Source organism: Niabella pedocola, assembly GCF_021044425.1.
GTDB classification, from domain to species: domain Bacteria; phylum Bacteroidota; class Bacteroidia; order Chitinophagales; family Chitinophagaceae; genus Niabella; species Niabella pedocola.
In genome coordinates this window covers 376,048-391,204 of the sequence record NZ_JAJNEC010000005.1, presented here as the reverse complement: position 1 = coordinate 391,204, position 15,157 = coordinate 376,048, and the positions used below count along the sequence as shown (strand labels likewise).

The following is a 15,157-nucleotide window of genomic DNA, read 5'->3' as shown; positions in this document are numbered from 1 at the left end:
GCAGGCTGTTACTGCCAGGGCAGTCAATAGCAATATGGGAATAATAGTTTTCAATTTGCAGGATCGATTACTGCCTGTAAATTACATATTCGTGCCGTAATTTACAATTTAATAACGCGGAAAGGCGGGGGAAAGTTCAAATAGTCGTACACAGCGGGGGGGGAGACAGTGAGGATTTTGTGTTTGGAATTTAGTATTTAACATTTAGCGGTTCCTCTTCGTATCTTTGCAGGCTTGAAAATGACAGAAGGCGTTTATGAAATTATACCCCGAATCGGCATATATACAATTAGAGTTTGACAAAATCCGGGAACTTGTAGCAAAGCATTGTGAAACGGACTATGCACAACGAAAGGCAGAGCAGCTGCGCATCCATACCCATAAACGGTTTATTGATGAGGAGCTGAAGCAGTCGCATGAATTTAAACAGTTGCTGCAAAATGCAGTTTATTTTCCCAACGATTATATTTTAAACCTGTCGCGGGAGCTAAAGCTGCTTTCGATTCCCGGCGCCTTGCTTACCGGCGAGCAGTTGCTGCAGATCCGGAAACTGGCCGAGAGTATCGAGAAGATCTTCCGCTGGTTTGATGCAGAACGGAAATTGGCTTATGAAAGCCTGTACCGGGTCATAAAAGAAACCTATTATGAAAAGGCCATTATCAGCATGATTGATGAAGTGGTGGATGAGATCGGACAGGTAAAGGACAGTGCATCGCCGGCCCTGAAGGATATCCGGCTGAGCCTGTATCGCAAACGCACCGAACTGCGCCGCATCTTCGATAAGATCGTTGCCAAACTTAATAAGCAGGGCTACCTGGCGGAGATCGAAGAAAGTTTTATGAACGGTCGCCGGGTGATTGCGGTATTTGCCGAGCAAAAAAAAGCGATCAAAGGGATCCTGCACGGGGAGAGCGACAGCCGTAAAACGGCGTTTATCGAGCCTGAAGAAACCATGCACCTGAATAATGAAGTGGCCGACCTGGAGCATGAAGAACGCAAAGAGGTAGACCGCATCCTGCGCCAGCTTACCGCTCATCTGTCTACCCATGCCCCCTTACTGAATACCTGGCATACGGTAATTGGAGAATTTGATTTTATACGTGCCAAGGCCAAATTTGCAGGGGATATCAACGGGGAGTTTCCTGTGGTGGCAGACAAGGCACAGGTGCGCCTGGTAAATGCGTATCATCCTTTATTGTATTTGTATAATAAACGCTCCGGCAAACAAACCTTCCCGGTGTCGATTAACCTGGATGAAAGCCAGCGGATACTGGTGGTGAGCGGTCCGAACGCGGGTGGAAAAACCGTTACCATGAAAACGGTAGGACTGCTGCAGCTGATGGTGCAAAGCGGGTTACTGGTGCCGGTGCATCCGAACAGTGAGTTTGGGGTATTCAAACAGCTCATGATCCATATCGGAGATACCCAGAGCCTGGAATTTGAGCTTAGTACCTATAGCAGTCACCTGATCCATATGAAGCATTTTATGGAACATGCCAACGGTAAAACCCTGTTCTTTATTGATGAACTGGGGAGCGGTAGTGATCCGAACCTGGGTGGCGCTTTTGCTGAAGTGATCCTGCTGGAGTTGCTGAAGAAGCATTCTTATGGCATCGTAACCACCCATTATCTCAACCTGAAGGTAATGGCGGGAAAAACACATGGGATCGTAAATGGTGCCATGGCCTTTGATGAAAAGAACCTGCTGCCCATGTTTCAGCTGGTGGTAGGGCGCCCGGGCAGTTCCTATACCTTTTCGATCGCAGAACGGATCGGACTGGAAAAGCGGCTGATCAACCAGGCGCGGCAAATGGTGGATGATGACCAGTACCGGCTGGATAAATTGTTGAACAAAACAGAACAAAACCTGCGCGACCTTACAAAAAAAGACCAGGAGCTGGAGCGGCTGATCAGGGAGAATGAACGGCTGAAAAAGGAAATGGAGCGGGTGATGGATAAGGAAAAACACCGTCAGCAAATGAATGTGCTGCGGGAGCAGAATAAGATATCCGAAGACCGGATCACCTATCTTAAAGATATGGAGCGGAAGCTCAAACAGATCACCATTGAGTGGAAGAAGGAAGAGGATAAACAAAAGCTGATCAAACAGATCAATAACCTTCTTTTCAATAAGAATGAAAAGAAAACTGCCGGGAAGATCCAGAAAAAGATCGAATCCAAATACCAGGAAATAGGAGGGGAGATCAAAGTAGGCGACCAGGTTAAAATGAAACGGAATCACCAGGTGGGCGAAGTACTGGAGATTAAAAGTAAACGGGCTGTAGTAAAGATCGGCTTATTGCCTATGCAGGTGGAGCTGAGCGACCTGGTAGTGGTGAAGGAAAAAGCAGCTGCGGAAAAACAGTAAACCGGGCGTTTGTGAACGCCATAGCAGGTGCTTCATATACGGTTGATCCTGATTCAAACAACAATGGGCAGCGCTTTTATAAGGGGGCGCTACGATGCTTAACCGATCGATGGTGACCGGCACCGGCAAAAATCAACATAAACAGGAAAACATGCATACCCAAACACTATGTGAGGCGTTACAGATCACTTACCCGGTGATACAGGCACCCATGCTGGGTGTATCTACTCCGGAAATGACGGCTGCCGCTTCCAATGCCGGCGGACTTGGATCGCTTCCGGTTGGAGGGCTTTCGCCGGATGCAATTGCAACATTGCTGCACAACACACGTGCATTAACCGCCCGGCCTTTTGGGGTAAATCTTTTTGTACACAATATCCCGGAGGTGGACATGGCTTCTCTGGAGCCCATGCGGCAACTGATACACCGTTTGGCCGCCGAACGCGGATATGAATTAACCGAAGCTGATCTTCAGATACCGCGCCTGTATACCTATAAAGACCAGCTGGAGGTGTTGATCCGGGAAGGTGTGCGGTTGGTGAGTTTTACATTCGGATGTCCGGATGATGAAAGTATCCGGTTGCTGAAGAACCATAAGGTATTACTGATTGGTACGGCTACCAGTTTGGAAGAAGCGGTCTATCTGCAGGAGAAAGGTATAGATATGGTGGTGGCGCAGGGCATAGAAGCCGGCGGACACCGGGGGCATTTTTTACATGAAAACGTAGCAGGACAATCTTCGCTGCAAGCCTTGCTTGAGGCTTTGAGAACGGCGATCCATATTCCCGTGATCGCCGCCGGTGGCATACGGGATACGGCGGATGCTAAACAGATGGTTGCCCTTGGCGCGGCTGCAGTGCAGCTGGGAACGCTTTTTATTCCTTCGGTTGAAAGCCAGGCGATTCCTGCTTATAAACAACTGCTGAGCAGGGAACAGGAAAAGCACTCCGTACTGACCACTGCCTTTTCGGGGCGATGGGCGCGGGGCCTGTCCAATGCCTTTATAACTGCGATTGAAACCTCGGGTATCCCGGTGCCTCCATACCCTTATCAGAATGCCTTAACAGCGGTGCTTCGTAAAAGGGCCCAGGCACAGAATGATGCGGAGTTCACCAGCCTTTGGTCCGGAACGGAAATGCCGTTAGCAGCCGCTACAGTTACTTCGGCAGCAATCGTGGAACGGTTTGGAAGGGCGTTGCTGGCAAGTGCCATTGGTAACTAGAAAACTGCCTTAATAAAAATACCGATGAAACTTCATACTACCTGGAAATTTGAAGCGACCCCGGCTCAGCTCTGGCCGTTGTTATTTTATTCAAAAATGGACGAACAAAAGCCCTGCTATTTTCTTTTAGGGCTTCCCAAGCCGGTTGAATGCCGGCTGGCGGAGGGCAAGGGAGGCGTGGGTGCTACCCGGGAATGTATTTCCGACAAAGGCCTCATCCGGCAAACCATCCTGGAATGGGTGCCGGAAGAAAAGCTCCGGTTTGAAATGCGCGAAACCAGCATTTATTTTGGCCCCTGTGTGGATGCTATTGTTGAAACCTTTGTATTGAATCCCGTGCACAAAAAAGAAACAACCATTACACGCACTACTGAATTTACGCTGAAGCCCGGAGCCCGCTTATGGGTTTCCCTGCCCATGTGGGTAGGGCTGAAAAGTATCCACCGGTATGTATTCCGTAACTGGAAAAATATCCTGATCGCCGGCCACGGGTAAGCCGGATGAAACTGTTCCACATTGTGTATGCCACGAAGACACCAGGGCTCTAAGAAACGCGCAGATTTCTAAGGCGGCCGTATTCCCTTCTGCATTTTGTGACTATGGGATCTTGTTGGTTTGCTGCCGGCCATCCACAGGTTCAGCAACAGAAAAGCGGACGCCTTTTTATACGATGTTTTAGCTGTTAAAAATGATAGGAGAGGATCCTGGGATCCTGCACCAGCCGGAAAACCAGCCGATCGTGGTTCTTAAGAGCCCCTCTTACCTGCCAGGTGCGGGAGAAGCCCCCGGGGTCTTTTTGCTCGCTCACCAGCAGGAACTTTAAATGATATTCATGAAATAAGGCCAAACAGGTTTCAAAGTCGGTGATGGCCGCCGTTGCAATTTTATATTCCCTGATCTTGTGCCGGTTGTCAATGAATTTTTGAATGGGCATCAGCAATTTCAGAATGATGATCACAACGGCAGTGCCCAGGAGGGCCAGGTAAATATGGCCGGCACCTGCACTCATTCCCAGGGAGGCTGTGGCCCAGATCGTAGTAGCGGTGGTAATACCTTCTATTTTGGTATTGTCCTTAAAGATGACTCCGGCACCCAGGAAGCCGATGCCGGTAATGATATTTGCAGCAAGCCGGTCGGGATTGTTAATCCCTATCCGGATGGACAGGATCGTAAAAATACAGGAGCCAAAGGATACCAGGATAAAGGTTCTTAAACCTGCGGATTTATTTTTGTATTCCCTTTCAGCGCCGATGACCGTTCCGATCAATATGGAAACGCAGATCATGACCAGCTGGGTGGTGATGGTGCCTGGGTCGAAGCTGCTGATAACATTTTCAATCATGTACTGAAATTACACATTTTATCATTTTCAGAAAGCAAACCGGTTAAACAGCGATACGATCATATTTCAAGATGCCCATGGAATCGCCTGTTTATAAGGGCTGCCGGCGAATCGGTGAAAACCAAATGAATGATCTGACGCGCACGGGGGATTGCCCCGAACCCGACGGATTAAGCGAAACGATGTTATTGTTCAAACCTGAACGCTGTCTGTATAAGTCTGCTAGCGGGGCTGGTTAAACACCAGGATCTCTTTCAGCCATTCCGGGATAAACGCTTCATCCCTGCTGTAGGTTTCAAAATCTTTTATAAAATCGAGCTGATCGGCCCAGCTGTTAAAAAAGGGAAATTGTGTATCGTAGAAAAATGAAAAGGCATGCGCGTCGCCGGCTTCGATAAGGAGTTCCATTTTATACCAGGCCCCTTCAGCCGGGCGGCACCGGTACATTGCATCACGAAGTGCCCCGATCTTTAACCGGATCTCATTTTTATTATTAAAGCTGAACAGCTTCATGTTATCCATTTTGGTCCATGCGGCTTCCGACTGGTCGGGCTGATAAAATACCGTCATGGAATGTTTATTGTTCACATAATAGGATTCCAATTTAAGCGCTTTCCAGCCGTTATCCGTCATGAGTTGGGTATAAAGCTGCAGCAGTTCCCCGGTGCTGCGTTCATCACCATTTAAAAAAAGCGTGAATTGTTTCCTAGGCCGTTCTTCAGAAGTGGCGGTAGGTTCAGCGGCGGCAATGGGCGGCAGCGGAAGCTGCTGAACTGCCGCGTCGATACCTGTGATAAAATAGTTCCAGAAAGCCCGGTTCCTGACGGGATCGATTTGCGTAAGATCGGCGCAGCCTCCGTTACAGGCGAGCGAAGCCACAAATAAAGCGCTCCAGTTTTCCGGATCGGAGTCGGCCTCATCTTCTGCCGCGGTGGCCTGTACATTATGTGAAGTGATCTCATACCCGGCATAAACCAGGGCCAGGCCGGCATAGGCTGCGTCCAGTTTTTCTTCTTCCATCCGTCGCTCCATATATGTATGGGCCTGCCGGATACGGGCCGCCAGTTTTGTGGCATCATATTCACCGCCGGTAAAGGCTTCTATATGGGTAAACAGGTCGTCCCAATAGGGGTCATGCGGCCATGTCCGGTTCCAGAGCGGACGTACGAACAACAGGGTACGCAGCAGCAGCAGTGCGGCGCTGCGTTCATCCAGTTCGCCGAATATCCGGTTTCTTATATCTACAGGTAACGCACCTTTCGGATCCTTACTGATCGCAGCGAGCGCCTGGTCTTTTAAAGTTGTTAAGTTGTTGTTCATGTTTAATCTCTTGGAATAAATTCATATGTGCCATCCGGATAATAAATATGGGTGCCTTCCGGTCCTGCCACTACATTGGGCTTTCCCGTTGCAACGGCCTGTTTGGAACCAAACCCCTGGCAGTCCGGACATACTTCCCTTGAAGAACCGATCGGCTCATTCGGCTTTTGTGTCCAGATCTGTTTCTCACTATGCGAGCAGTTATACTTCCCGTCAAAACCGCCGTTATGCTTCTGATCCATGGCCCCGGCTTTCCTGGGCTCATGGCCGATGGCATCCGCCTGGTCTTTTACACTTTCAGGAGCGATATCTGCGTACCCTTCCGGTTTTTCGCCCCAGCCGCTCAATGTTTTAATATCATCGGAGGCAACGGTCTTTTTCGTATACTGCTTCCCCAGCGCTTCGTACTCGGCTTTTGCCCGTTCATAAGCCTCGTTGGCTTTTTGTACCAGGCTTTCCACGGTGGGGGCAGGACTTTCATAAGCCTCCCCATCACCTTCCTTTTTTGGTGGAGCGGTTTCCTGGGCATCCGCTTTTGGGGCAACGCCTTCCTCCTCGGGTTTTGCGGTTTCGCCTTCTCCGGGTTTGGAACCGCCCGGCTCTTCAGCCCCGGGTTTGCCTTTTCCTTCCAGCTCCTGAACGCCTTTACCCACCGGGCTGAACATCAGCGCGATGCCTGCAAAATCCTGCCAGGAGCCGCCGCCGGTGAACACATTTTTTACCGATTGTGCGGCCCCGGTTTCCATGGAAAAAAAGCCGGAGGTAAAATCGCCTGCACCTGCCGTGCCGGTATTGCCATATGCGGCTGCCGTGCTTTGCGCTCCCATCATTCCCCGCAGGGCCAGGCCAAATTTACCAAAGCTTTGAACAGCATTCACCAGAAAATTCTTGGGCATACTTTTGGCAAACTGCAACGCTGCCTGACCCAGTCCGCGTAACCCGGCGCCGCCACCCATGGCTGCTGCACCGCCGCTGAGCGCCGCACCACCCATACCTACTGCCGCTCCGGCCATCATACCTTCCATCAGCCCGCCAATGTAATTGGCTGCTCCCATGGAAAGCGCCTGGCTCCAGTTCTTGATCTGGGGGGCAAAGGTGATTACGCCTCCGATGGGACAGGTCATTACGTGGTCGCCGGTAACCGTCCGGGTGCCCTGGGAAACAAAATTTTGCTTCCCGCCGACCCAGGTGCGTTTGCCTGCCATTTTTTGTCCGCAAAGCAGGGCGCCCACAACGGCTCCAATGGCAGCCCCCGCAAGGCCGGCCAGTGCACCAATAGCGATCAGCGCTGCACCTCCTGTAGCTACCGTAAGTACGCCCAGCAAAATGGCGCCAACCACCAGTACAGCCGCGGCAATGGCCATCAGGAGCATGTATTTTTTGCAACTGAAATCGACACAGCTGCTGGTAGATTTATCTTCTGTAGTAATATAGATGTCGCCGCTCTTTTTTTTAAGTCCCATTCTTGTGCCCTGAAAGGGAGCGGGCATGTTTCCCTCGCTGCAGATCCAGAAGTCTTTTTCTGTGATGATCTTATTGCCCATAACCAGCTATTTTTTGAAGGGTTTGCGTGCGTTGATGCCGTTCCAGCCGGATACGGCCTCCGGGTGTCACCAGAAGCCGGTATATCCGGATCTTTCGTTTTAACATGTTGCTGCCGGTGGCTTTTTGCGTAAGCAGGGCAAGGGTATAGCAACGGCCGGAATGATGCCACTGCAGGCAGTAGCGACCGATCTGCAATGTTTTCAATTGTTGTGTTTTTTCCTGCATAGTGTTTAGATGTTGAATGTTGGTTAAACAGGCGCATAAAATGCCGGTTGCATCTTTAAACGCTCCCGGTATTTTTCTTCTGAAAGAAAATGGTAATCCAGTTTGAGGTAAAGGTTCTTTTCATCGGCGATTTCATATTTCTGACGGGCTGCTTCCAGTACCTTGCCGGTTTTTTTATCCAGCAGGTAATTACTGTTGTCTGCAATTTCCGGTGCCAGTTTGTGCAGTGGAAGCTGATCGGCAAACTGGGCATATGCCTTCCGGGTAAATCCTCCAAGACCAAAAAGCGGTGTGCCACTGATCTCCAGTTGAACGGTGTGGCTGCCTTCGGAAACCAGGTGCCCGCCAAATTGCATTTGCAGCATCGCGGTGTTGAAGAAATTATACTGCTGCTCCCGCTTTGCGCGAAACGGAAAATAATTGCCATAGAGATGGTTGAAATAGAGCATAAAAAATTCGTTATGCTGTATGGCGGTAATCACTTTCTCCTGGCTTTGAAACAGCTCGTCGTTTAAAAGAATCACGTCTTTGATCTCCGGCGTATGTTCGATGTGCTGCTGCATTTCCTCCTTAACTGTGGCCCATTTATCGAGAATAATATCCAGGTTCAATATCCGCAGTACCTGGCCATGGCGATCGAGGACGAGGTGCAGTTCATTGTACATTCTTCCAAATACATCACTCACCTGCTGTACTTCTTTTGTAAGCGGGTTGGTTGCTTCCAGCAGTACGTTGTCCAGCCGGATCAGCTCCACTTCCAGCTCCTCCGGGGCCACCCGCAGTACCCGGAAGTCCCAGCGGATCCGGGCACGGGAATAGGCAGCAATATTTACCGCCCGCATATCGGTTTCAATGATCAGTGTATACTTTTCTGAAAACGGTTCATTGATATTAATGATTCCACTCATAGGTTGGTTGTTAGTTTACAAATACATCGCCGCCATCCAGTTTGGTAATTCCTTTTATATGATTGTTGGGGGCACTCATATTTACCTGGCCGGTCATGGTGGCATGCAGGTTGGCGCCGTCGAGCGTTACTTTTCCGGAATTGTCGATGATGAGCTGGTGGGCGCCCACGGCAATTTTTACGCTGGTCTTCCCGTTGATGGTTACATTGCCGGCATTGTCCATGGTAAGCACGCTGCTGCCGTTGCCTACATCTGTAGTATGTTTTTCACCCACGTTGTTGGTTTGAACGGAGCCTACTTTATTGGTTTGATTGGTTCCCACTTTGCTGGTATGATTGGCGCCGGCATTTACGGTATAATCGCTGTTGGTATTGGTAACGGCATTGCCCGCACCGTCAAATTTCATGTCGGCACCGCCTTTATCCGTCAGGTGCACACTGCCTTCATTATCGTTCAGCACCAGTTTGTTCCCGCTGCGGCTTTGAAGGGCTTTTACATCATTGCCGGCATTGCCGAAACTGTTATTGGCTTTTCCATGATATACGGCACCGATCACATAGGGCTTGGTGGCACTGTCGCCTTCAAATCCTACAATTACCTCTTCACCGATTTCGGGCAGCAGGAACATACCTTTACCTCCTCCTGCATGCGGTGTGGTTACGCGGATCCAGGGGGTGCGCTCCGATCCGTTCATCCAATGGAATTTTACCCGGATCCGTCCCAGGCCATTGTAGTCATTATTATCCGTAACAATAGCGCTCTGCGTTTCACAAACGGGATCCTGCTGCATTTCAACCGGTGGCATTTTTATGCTGGCCGGAACGGCAGAAAAATCATTTTCATAATTTCCCTGTGCATCCACATAGTGATTCACCGCTGTAACCAGGTAATCACCATATCCTTCCGATTGGCTGCTGAAAACATTATTACCTCTTACCTCAATGGTTCCGCCCACAGCAACACCCGGGTGCCCGCTTTGTCCGTTAAACCGTACCAAACGGCTGCTTTCCATGGCGCTGCGGATATTGAGCAGTTCATCCTGTTGTTTCTTATTGGTCAGGAACTGGTTGTTCCAGAGTTTGGGCTGGGTGCCATAAACCGCCTGTCCGGCTTTAAAGACCTGTTCTCCCCAGGGGTTAAGCCCCGCCTTCTGTTCAATGCCATTGGGTGCGCTCGTATATACCTGGCTGTTCATATAATCCCAACCCATCATCTGCATGTGCGTGGGCCGCGCCTGCAGCGATATATTAAAACTGCTGAGATGGCTGCCGTATACGAGGGCGGCGGTCTGGTCGCCGGAGGGCTGCCCCATTACCAGGTTCCGCCCATTCCAGTATAGCCATTCTCCAAAGGTGCTGCTCAGCCGTTTCAGGAACTGCCAGGCGGTTTCTTTGTATTGCACCATATAGGCCAGGGTTTCTCCATATGTTACCTGGATCTTTGGCTCCAGCAGGTTCTGGGGAAAAAATTTAAGCACATCCTGCGCGATGTTTTTAACCGCTTTTTTTTCCCAGCTTTTGCAATGCGGGCCACTGTCCAGGATAATGGTAGGGCTGTACCCGGTGATGATTACGTCGCCGTGATGGCCGGTAAACCGCGCTGTTTCCACTCCGGTTACAATGCCATTGAATAATAAGGCGCCGGCGGTTCCCGGGCCCGCGATCCGTGCGCCAAAAGAGGCGCCGATCATATTTTTGGAAGTGTTGAAAATTCCGGCCTTTCCGTCGATGGTTTGTGCCGGACAGGTAAGCGTAAAACGATGATGGTCAAAGATCGATTGGTTTAAAGAAAACGCCGTGAATTGAGCAATGGGTTTGCCGTTGATGCTGAACACGGGTTGGGTAAGCTGAGCCATAAATAAGTTTTTTGTCGGTTATGGAATGCATGGGCGCAGGAATGTTGAAAGAACTTTCCGGCGGAAGGCGAAGGGCTGCGGTGCCTCCGGCGGATGGTTTCCTGTTTCACAAAAAGGGTATTTCTTATAAAAAAGGAAGACATGGATAAAGGCACAAAGTTTATACCAATATGAACCGGAACCCCACAGGTGACAATGGTTTAAAAATAACTTAACCCGGATTAAGTTGATGTTGAACCATTGATGGAGGAGCGGAGGCGCTGGTGGTGTTTCCCCCGGCCGGCTTACCGTTTGTGTAAATATATACCTGATACAATACCTGTTAGTTAACTTTGACGGATAATTTGATAGCATATGCAATACAAAAAAATATTTGTAGCGGGGGCCCTCGTGGCCGGAGCAGCGGGCTGCGGTGTTAATACCGGCAAGCCTGCGGAGCCAACGGCTGCGGAACCGGCCACTGCCTATCTGAGCAGGGCGAATATGGATACGACTGTAAAACCCGGGGATGATTTTTTCCTGTATGTTAATGGTACCTGGGTGCGGAATACGCCGATACCCGGTGATAAAACCCGCTGGGGAAGCTTTGATGAGCTGCGGGATAAAACCAATAAATCCGTACATACCCTGCTGGAGGACGTTGCAAAAGAAAAGGCAACAGCAGGAACGGCTCCGTCCAATGTTGCGGCATTTTATAAAAGCGGTATGGACACGGCAACTATCGATAAGGCCGGCAGTAGTGTACTTCAGCAGCAACTGGATGCCATCAACGCCATCAGCAGCCCCCAGCAGCTGCTGGATGTGATCATAGCAAACGGTAAAACGGGGCTGCAAACGGTGTTTCCTAATTTTATCGGGCCGGATGACAAAAATGTTTCCCAAAACATCATCCAGTTTACACAGGGCGGACTGGGATTGCCGTCGAAAGACTATTATACCGACAAGGATGCCGGCGCGGAAAAGAACCGCGAGGCCTATAAGGCCTATATCAAAAAGATCCTGCAGCTGGGCGGAACCGATTCGGTAAACGCAGAAAAAAGTGCCCGGTCCATCTTTGACCTGGAGCAGAAACTGGCGGCGGCCTCCCTGTATCCGAAGGAAATGCGGGATCCGCAAAAAATGTATAATAAATTCAGCCTGGATGCGCTTTCCCGGCAAACACCGGGTATCGCCTGGAAAGATGTTTTTGCCAAAATGGACATTAGCGGGCAGGACAGCTTGCTGGTTACCGTACCCCAGTACTATAAGGCGCTTTCGGGATTACTGACTTCCGCACCGCTGGATACCTGGAAAGCCTACCTCACCTACAACCTGCTTTCCAGTATGGCACCCTACCTCGGCCGGAGTTTTGATGAAGCGCATTTTGATTTTTATGATAAGACCCTGAGCGGACAAAAAGAGCAAAAACCGCGATGGGAACGGGTGATGCAGGTGATCAACAATGCGATTGGGGAACAACTGGGAAAGCTGTACGTAGACCGGTATTTTAAACCGGAGGCTAAGCAGAAGATGATGGAACTGGTGCAGAACCTACAGGATGCCTTCAGCAACCGGATCAAGAATCTCGACTGGATGAGTGATGCCACCAAACAGAAGGCCGAAGCCAAACTGGGCGCCTTTATGAAAAAGATCGGTTATCCCGACCGCTGGAAGGATTATTCCGGTTTGGAGATCGCTCCGGATCGCTATGCACAGAATGTATTGAACGCCGCGGCTTTTGAATATAAACGGAACCTGGCCAAACTGGGGAAACCGGTAGACCGTACCGAATGGGGTATGACGCCCAATACCGTAAATGCCTATTATAACCCCGCGTTTAATGAAATCGTTTTTCCGGCGGCCATCCTGCAATTCCCCTTCTTTGATTTTGGCGCGGATGATGCGGTGAATTATGGAGGTATCGGTGCGGTGATCGGGCATGAAATGACGCATGGCTTCGACGACCAGGGCGCACAGTATGCGGCAGACGGTAATCTTAAAAACTGGTGGACACCTGAGGATGAAAAAAAGTTCCGCGAGAAGACAAAGATGGTGGAAGAACAGTTCAACCGTTATACAGTGCTGGATTCTGTACATGTGAACGGGGCACTTACCCTGGGTGAAAACATCGCCGACCTGGGCGGGATCGCCATTGCCTATGATGCCTTTAAGAAAACCAAACAAGGGCAGGGAAATGAACTGATCGACGGCTTTACACCGGATCAGCGCTTCTTTATGAGCTGGGGCCAGATATGGAGAAGTAAGTCGACCCCTGAGCGTGCAAAACAGCTGATCAAGATTGATCCGCATGCACCCGCTGAATGGAGAGGCAACGGGCCGTTAACAAATTTTGACCCCTGGTATAAAGCTTTTAATGTAAAGCCGGGTGATAAAATGTATAAGCCTGAAAACGAACGGGCAAAAATCTGGTGATTTGTTTTTGTTTATTTTGTTAGAAAAAGCCGTCCTGATCTGGTCAGGATGGCTTCTTTTTTTGGGGAGAAGGCAAATGCTAAAGTTATAAATACTAAATCCTAAGCACTAAGAACCAAAAAACAAAAACAAATTTTTCACACATGCGATTATTAACAGATAGCCGGTAGCTGACGGCGGATGGCTGCAAGTTGACGGCTAGTGAAGACTGGTATCTCAATTCTGAATTCTCGATTCTGAATTCTCGATTCTCAACACTCAATGCTCCCTGATCGTCCGGAAAGTAAGATTGATCCGGGGTATCAGCACTTTTTTTGTAGGCGGCAGCCGGTGCAGCCAGAGGGTTTGGGTAGTACCCTTCATCACCAGCAGGCTTCCATGTTCTAAAAAACAATCTACCCGCTCTCCGCTGGTTTTATGCTTGAAGGCAAATTTCCGTTCTGCGCCAAAGCTTAGTGAGGCAATGGCCCCGTTTTTCTTTAGCTCCCGTTCTTCATCGCAATGCCAGGCCATGCCTTCCGTACCGGTATGGTAAAGATTGAGCAAACAGGAATTATACTGCTCGCCGGTTTTTTCTTCACTCAGCTGTTTTAACTCCAGCAGTTCCTTTGTCCAGGCTAATGCTGTTTTGGTAGCGTTGGAATACGTATATGCAAATTCTTTATTGCCATACCAGGCCACCTTTCTTTTGGTAATGATCCGCTTTCCAAAGATCACGGCTTCATCATTCCTCCATTGGATGGTTTCCATCAACCGGTTAAAATAAGCATCTGCTGTTTCCGGTGTAAAGATCCGGCCATAATAGTTTACAATGCCGTCGAACGGCAGTAGATTCTGCATATATGAAATCGCATTTTAAGAGCCTGCAACCGCAGCCTTTTTAGTATTTAGAATTTAGAATTTTAGAACTTAATCTTTAGTCCTGGCCTGCTCCCAGCCAATGATGGCCATCTTGCGTGAAGGGCCCCACATATAACCTCCGGTGTGCCCGGTAGACTGGATGACGCGGTGGCAGGGGATAAGATAAGCTACGGGATTGCTTCCGATAGCGGTACCCACGGCACGGGATGCTTTCGGGCTTCCGATCTGTGCGGCCAGCGAGCCATAGGTGGTCAGCTGCCCCATGGGGATCTTCAGCAGGCTTTCCCAAACCTTTAGCTGAAAGTCGGTGCCTTTCAGGTGTAATTTGATCTCCGGCAGCGGCGCAGGACTGTTTTGAAAAATGTACAGCGCGTTCTGCTGCAACTGATCCAGCCGCTCCTGGAAGCCGGCATTCGGAAACCGCTGTTTTAATTCCTGTAATGCCGCTTGTGCATCTTCATAAAAAGCCATATAACAAATGCCCCTGGAGGTGGAGGCTACCAGCAGGTTGCCAAAAGGGCTTGCCGCAAAACTGTAATGGATCTGGAGGTTACTACCGCCGTTTTTGTACTCGGCGGGTGTCATCCCTTCAATATTGATAAACAGGTCGTGTAATCTCCCGGTTCCGGAAAGCCCGGTGTCGAAGGCGGCATCTGCAACTGATGCCTGGTGGTTTTTTAAAACCTGCTTGGCATGTTCCAGGCTGATGTATTGCAAAAATTTCTTCGGACTGATCCCGGCCCAGTCGGTAAAGATGCGTTGAAAATGATAAGGACTGGTATGGGTCGCCTTTGCGATGGCTTCCAGATCGGGCTGCTCCCTGAAATGGCTGCGGATGTATTCAATAGCGGTGGCTACCTTAGTGAAATTTATTTCTTCCTGTACTTTCATAATGCGAATTTATAACACAAAATTGAGGGCCTGCAATGTAAAAGGAAACCCGAATCTTGCGTTATTGCAACAGGAGCTCCGGCAATCATATAGCCGGTAAAAAATGCTGTAAGCCTATTAAATAAACCGGATCTTATGGAAAGGCGTATAAAAAAAGAGTGTTCTGATGAACACTCCCGGCTGTCTTTGATAGATTCTCAATCTTTTA

General features: G+C 49.5%; 12 protein-coding genes. 4 read left to right on the top strand and 8 right to left on the bottom strand.

Annotation, left to right across the window (positions count from 1 at the left end; genetic code table 11):
* The first annotated feature begins 256 nt into the window (after positions 1-256).
* The 3 genes from LQ567_RS09355 (at position 257) to LQ567_RS09345 (ending at position 4,085) form a co-directional block, all read left to right on the top strand.
* On the top strand, positions 257-2,368 hold the full coding sequence (locus tag LQ567_RS09355) for an endonuclease MutS2 (RefSeq protein WP_231004238.1): 2,112 nt from the start codon (positions 257-259) through the stop codon (positions 2,366-2,368).
* Positions 2,369-2,519: 151 nt separating this feature from the next.
* Positions 2,520-3,590: an NAD(P)H-dependent flavin oxidoreductase gene (locus LQ567_RS09350; RefSeq protein ID WP_231004237.1), complete on the top strand. Its 1,071-nt coding sequence runs from the start codon at positions 2,520-2,522 to the stop codon at positions 3,588-3,590.
* Positions 3,591-3,614: 24 nt separating this feature from the next.
* On the top strand, positions 3,615-4,085 hold the full coding sequence (locus LQ567_RS09345) for an SRPBCC family protein (RefSeq protein WP_231004236.1): 471 nt from the start codon (positions 3,615-3,617) through the stop codon (positions 4,083-4,085).
* Positions 4,086-4,272: 187 nt separating this feature from the next.
* Here LQ567_RS09345 and LQ567_RS09340 read toward each other — a convergent pair whose 3' ends face one another.
* The 6 genes from LQ567_RS09340 to LQ567_RS09315 form a co-directional block, all read right to left on the bottom strand.
* Positions 4,273-4,932 (bottom strand): MgtC/SapB family protein, encoded by a 660-nt coding sequence (locus LQ567_RS09340; protein WP_231004235.1) that lies wholly within the window; start codon positions 4,930-4,932, stop codon positions 4,273-4,275.
* A 222-nt stretch (positions 4,933-5,154) separates the two neighbouring features.
* Positions 5,155-6,252: an Imm5 family immunity protein gene (locus tag LQ567_RS09335; RefSeq protein WP_231004234.1), complete on the bottom strand. Its 1,098-nt coding sequence runs from the start codon at positions 6,250-6,252 to the stop codon at positions 5,155-5,157.
* A gap of 2 nt (positions 6,253-6,254) precedes the next feature.
* Positions 6,255-7,796: a hypothetical protein gene (locus LQ567_RS09330; RefSeq protein ID WP_231004233.1), complete on the bottom strand. Its 1,542-nt coding sequence runs from the start codon at positions 7,794-7,796 to the stop codon at positions 6,255-6,257.
* The gene (locus tag LQ567_RS09325; protein WP_231004232.1) at positions 7,786-8,022 is read right to left on the bottom strand and encodes a hypothetical protein; all 237 of its coding nucleotides are present in this window, start codon (positions 8,020-8,022) and stop codon (positions 7,786-7,788) included. The genes LQ567_RS09330 and LQ567_RS09325 overlap by 11 nt, the downstream gene beginning before the upstream one ends.
* Positions 8,023-8,045: 23 nt before the next feature.
* Positions 8,046-8,930: a hypothetical protein gene (locus LQ567_RS09320; protein ID WP_231004231.1), complete on the bottom strand. Its 885-nt coding sequence runs from the start codon at positions 8,928-8,930 to the stop codon at positions 8,046-8,048.
* A 10-nt stretch (positions 8,931-8,940) separates the two neighbouring features.
* A complete protein-coding gene (locus LQ567_RS09315; protein WP_231004230.1) occupies positions 8,941-10,785 on the bottom strand; it encodes a type VI secretion system Vgr family protein in 1,845 nt (614 codons plus the stop codon).
* A 354-nt stretch (positions 10,786-11,139) separates the two neighbouring features.
* Here LQ567_RS09315 and LQ567_RS09310 point away from each other — a divergent pair, with 354 nt between their 5' ends.
* Positions 11,140-13,197, top strand: a complete 2,058-nt coding sequence (locus LQ567_RS09310) for a M13 family metallopeptidase (RefSeq protein WP_231004229.1) — start codon at positions 11,140-11,142, stop codon at positions 13,195-13,197.
* 258 nt (positions 13,198-13,455) lie between these two features.
* Here LQ567_RS09310 and LQ567_RS09305 read toward each other — a convergent pair whose 3' ends face one another.
* A complete protein-coding gene (locus LQ567_RS09305; protein ID WP_231004228.1) occupies positions 13,456-14,037 on the bottom strand; it encodes an alpha-ketoglutarate-dependent dioxygenase AlkB family protein in 582 nt (193 codons plus the stop codon).
* Between the two features lie 69 nt (positions 14,038-14,106).
* Entirely contained in the window at positions 14,107-14,949 is an 843-nt protein-coding gene (locus LQ567_RS09300; RefSeq protein ID WP_231004227.1) for a methylated-DNA--[protein]-cysteine S-methyltransferase, read from the bottom strand.
* Positions 14,950-15,157 lie beyond the last annotated feature (208 nt).

Coding starts and splice junctions, on each gene's coding strand:
- LQ567_RS09315 (WP_231004230.1), bottom strand. CDS start 10,785: ATGGCTCAGCTTACCCAACCCGTGTTCAGCATCAACGGCAAACCCATT.
- LQ567_RS09300 (WP_231004227.1), bottom strand. CDS start 14,949: ATGAAAGTACAGGAAGAAATAAATTTCACTAAGGTAGCCACCGCTATT.
- LQ567_RS09305 (WP_231004228.1), bottom strand. CDS start 14,037: ATGCAGAATCTACTGCCGTTCGACGGCATTGTAAACTATTATGGCCGG.
- LQ567_RS09355 (WP_231004238.1), top strand. CDS start 257: ATGAAATTATACCCCGAATCGGCATATATACAATTAGAGTTTGACAAA.
- LQ567_RS09310 (WP_231004229.1), top strand. CDS start 11,140: ATGCAATACAAAAAAATATTTGTAGCGGGGGCCCTCGTGGCCGGAGCA.
- LQ567_RS09330 (WP_231004233.1), bottom strand. CDS start 7,796: ATGGGCAATAAGATCATCACAGAAAAAGACTTCTGGATCTGCAGCGAG.
- LQ567_RS09320 (WP_231004231.1), bottom strand. CDS start 8,930: ATGAGTGGAATCATTAATATCAATGAACCGTTTTCAGAAAAGTATACA.
- LQ567_RS09335 (WP_231004234.1), bottom strand. CDS start 6,252: ATGAACAACAACTTAACAACTTTAAAAGACCAGGCGCTCGCTGCGATC.
- LQ567_RS09345 (WP_231004236.1), top strand. CDS start 3,615: ATGAAACTTCATACTACCTGGAAATTTGAAGCGACCCCGGCTCAGCTC.
- LQ567_RS09340 (WP_231004235.1), bottom strand. CDS start 4,932: ATGATTGAAAATGTTATCAGCAGCTTCGACCCAGGCACCATCACCACC.
- LQ567_RS09325 (WP_231004232.1), bottom strand. CDS start 8,022: ATGCAGGAAAAAACACAACAATTGAAAACATTGCAGATCGGTCGCTAC.
- LQ567_RS09350 (WP_231004237.1), top strand. CDS start 2,520: ATGCATACCCAAACACTATGTGAGGCGTTACAGATCACTTACCCGGTG.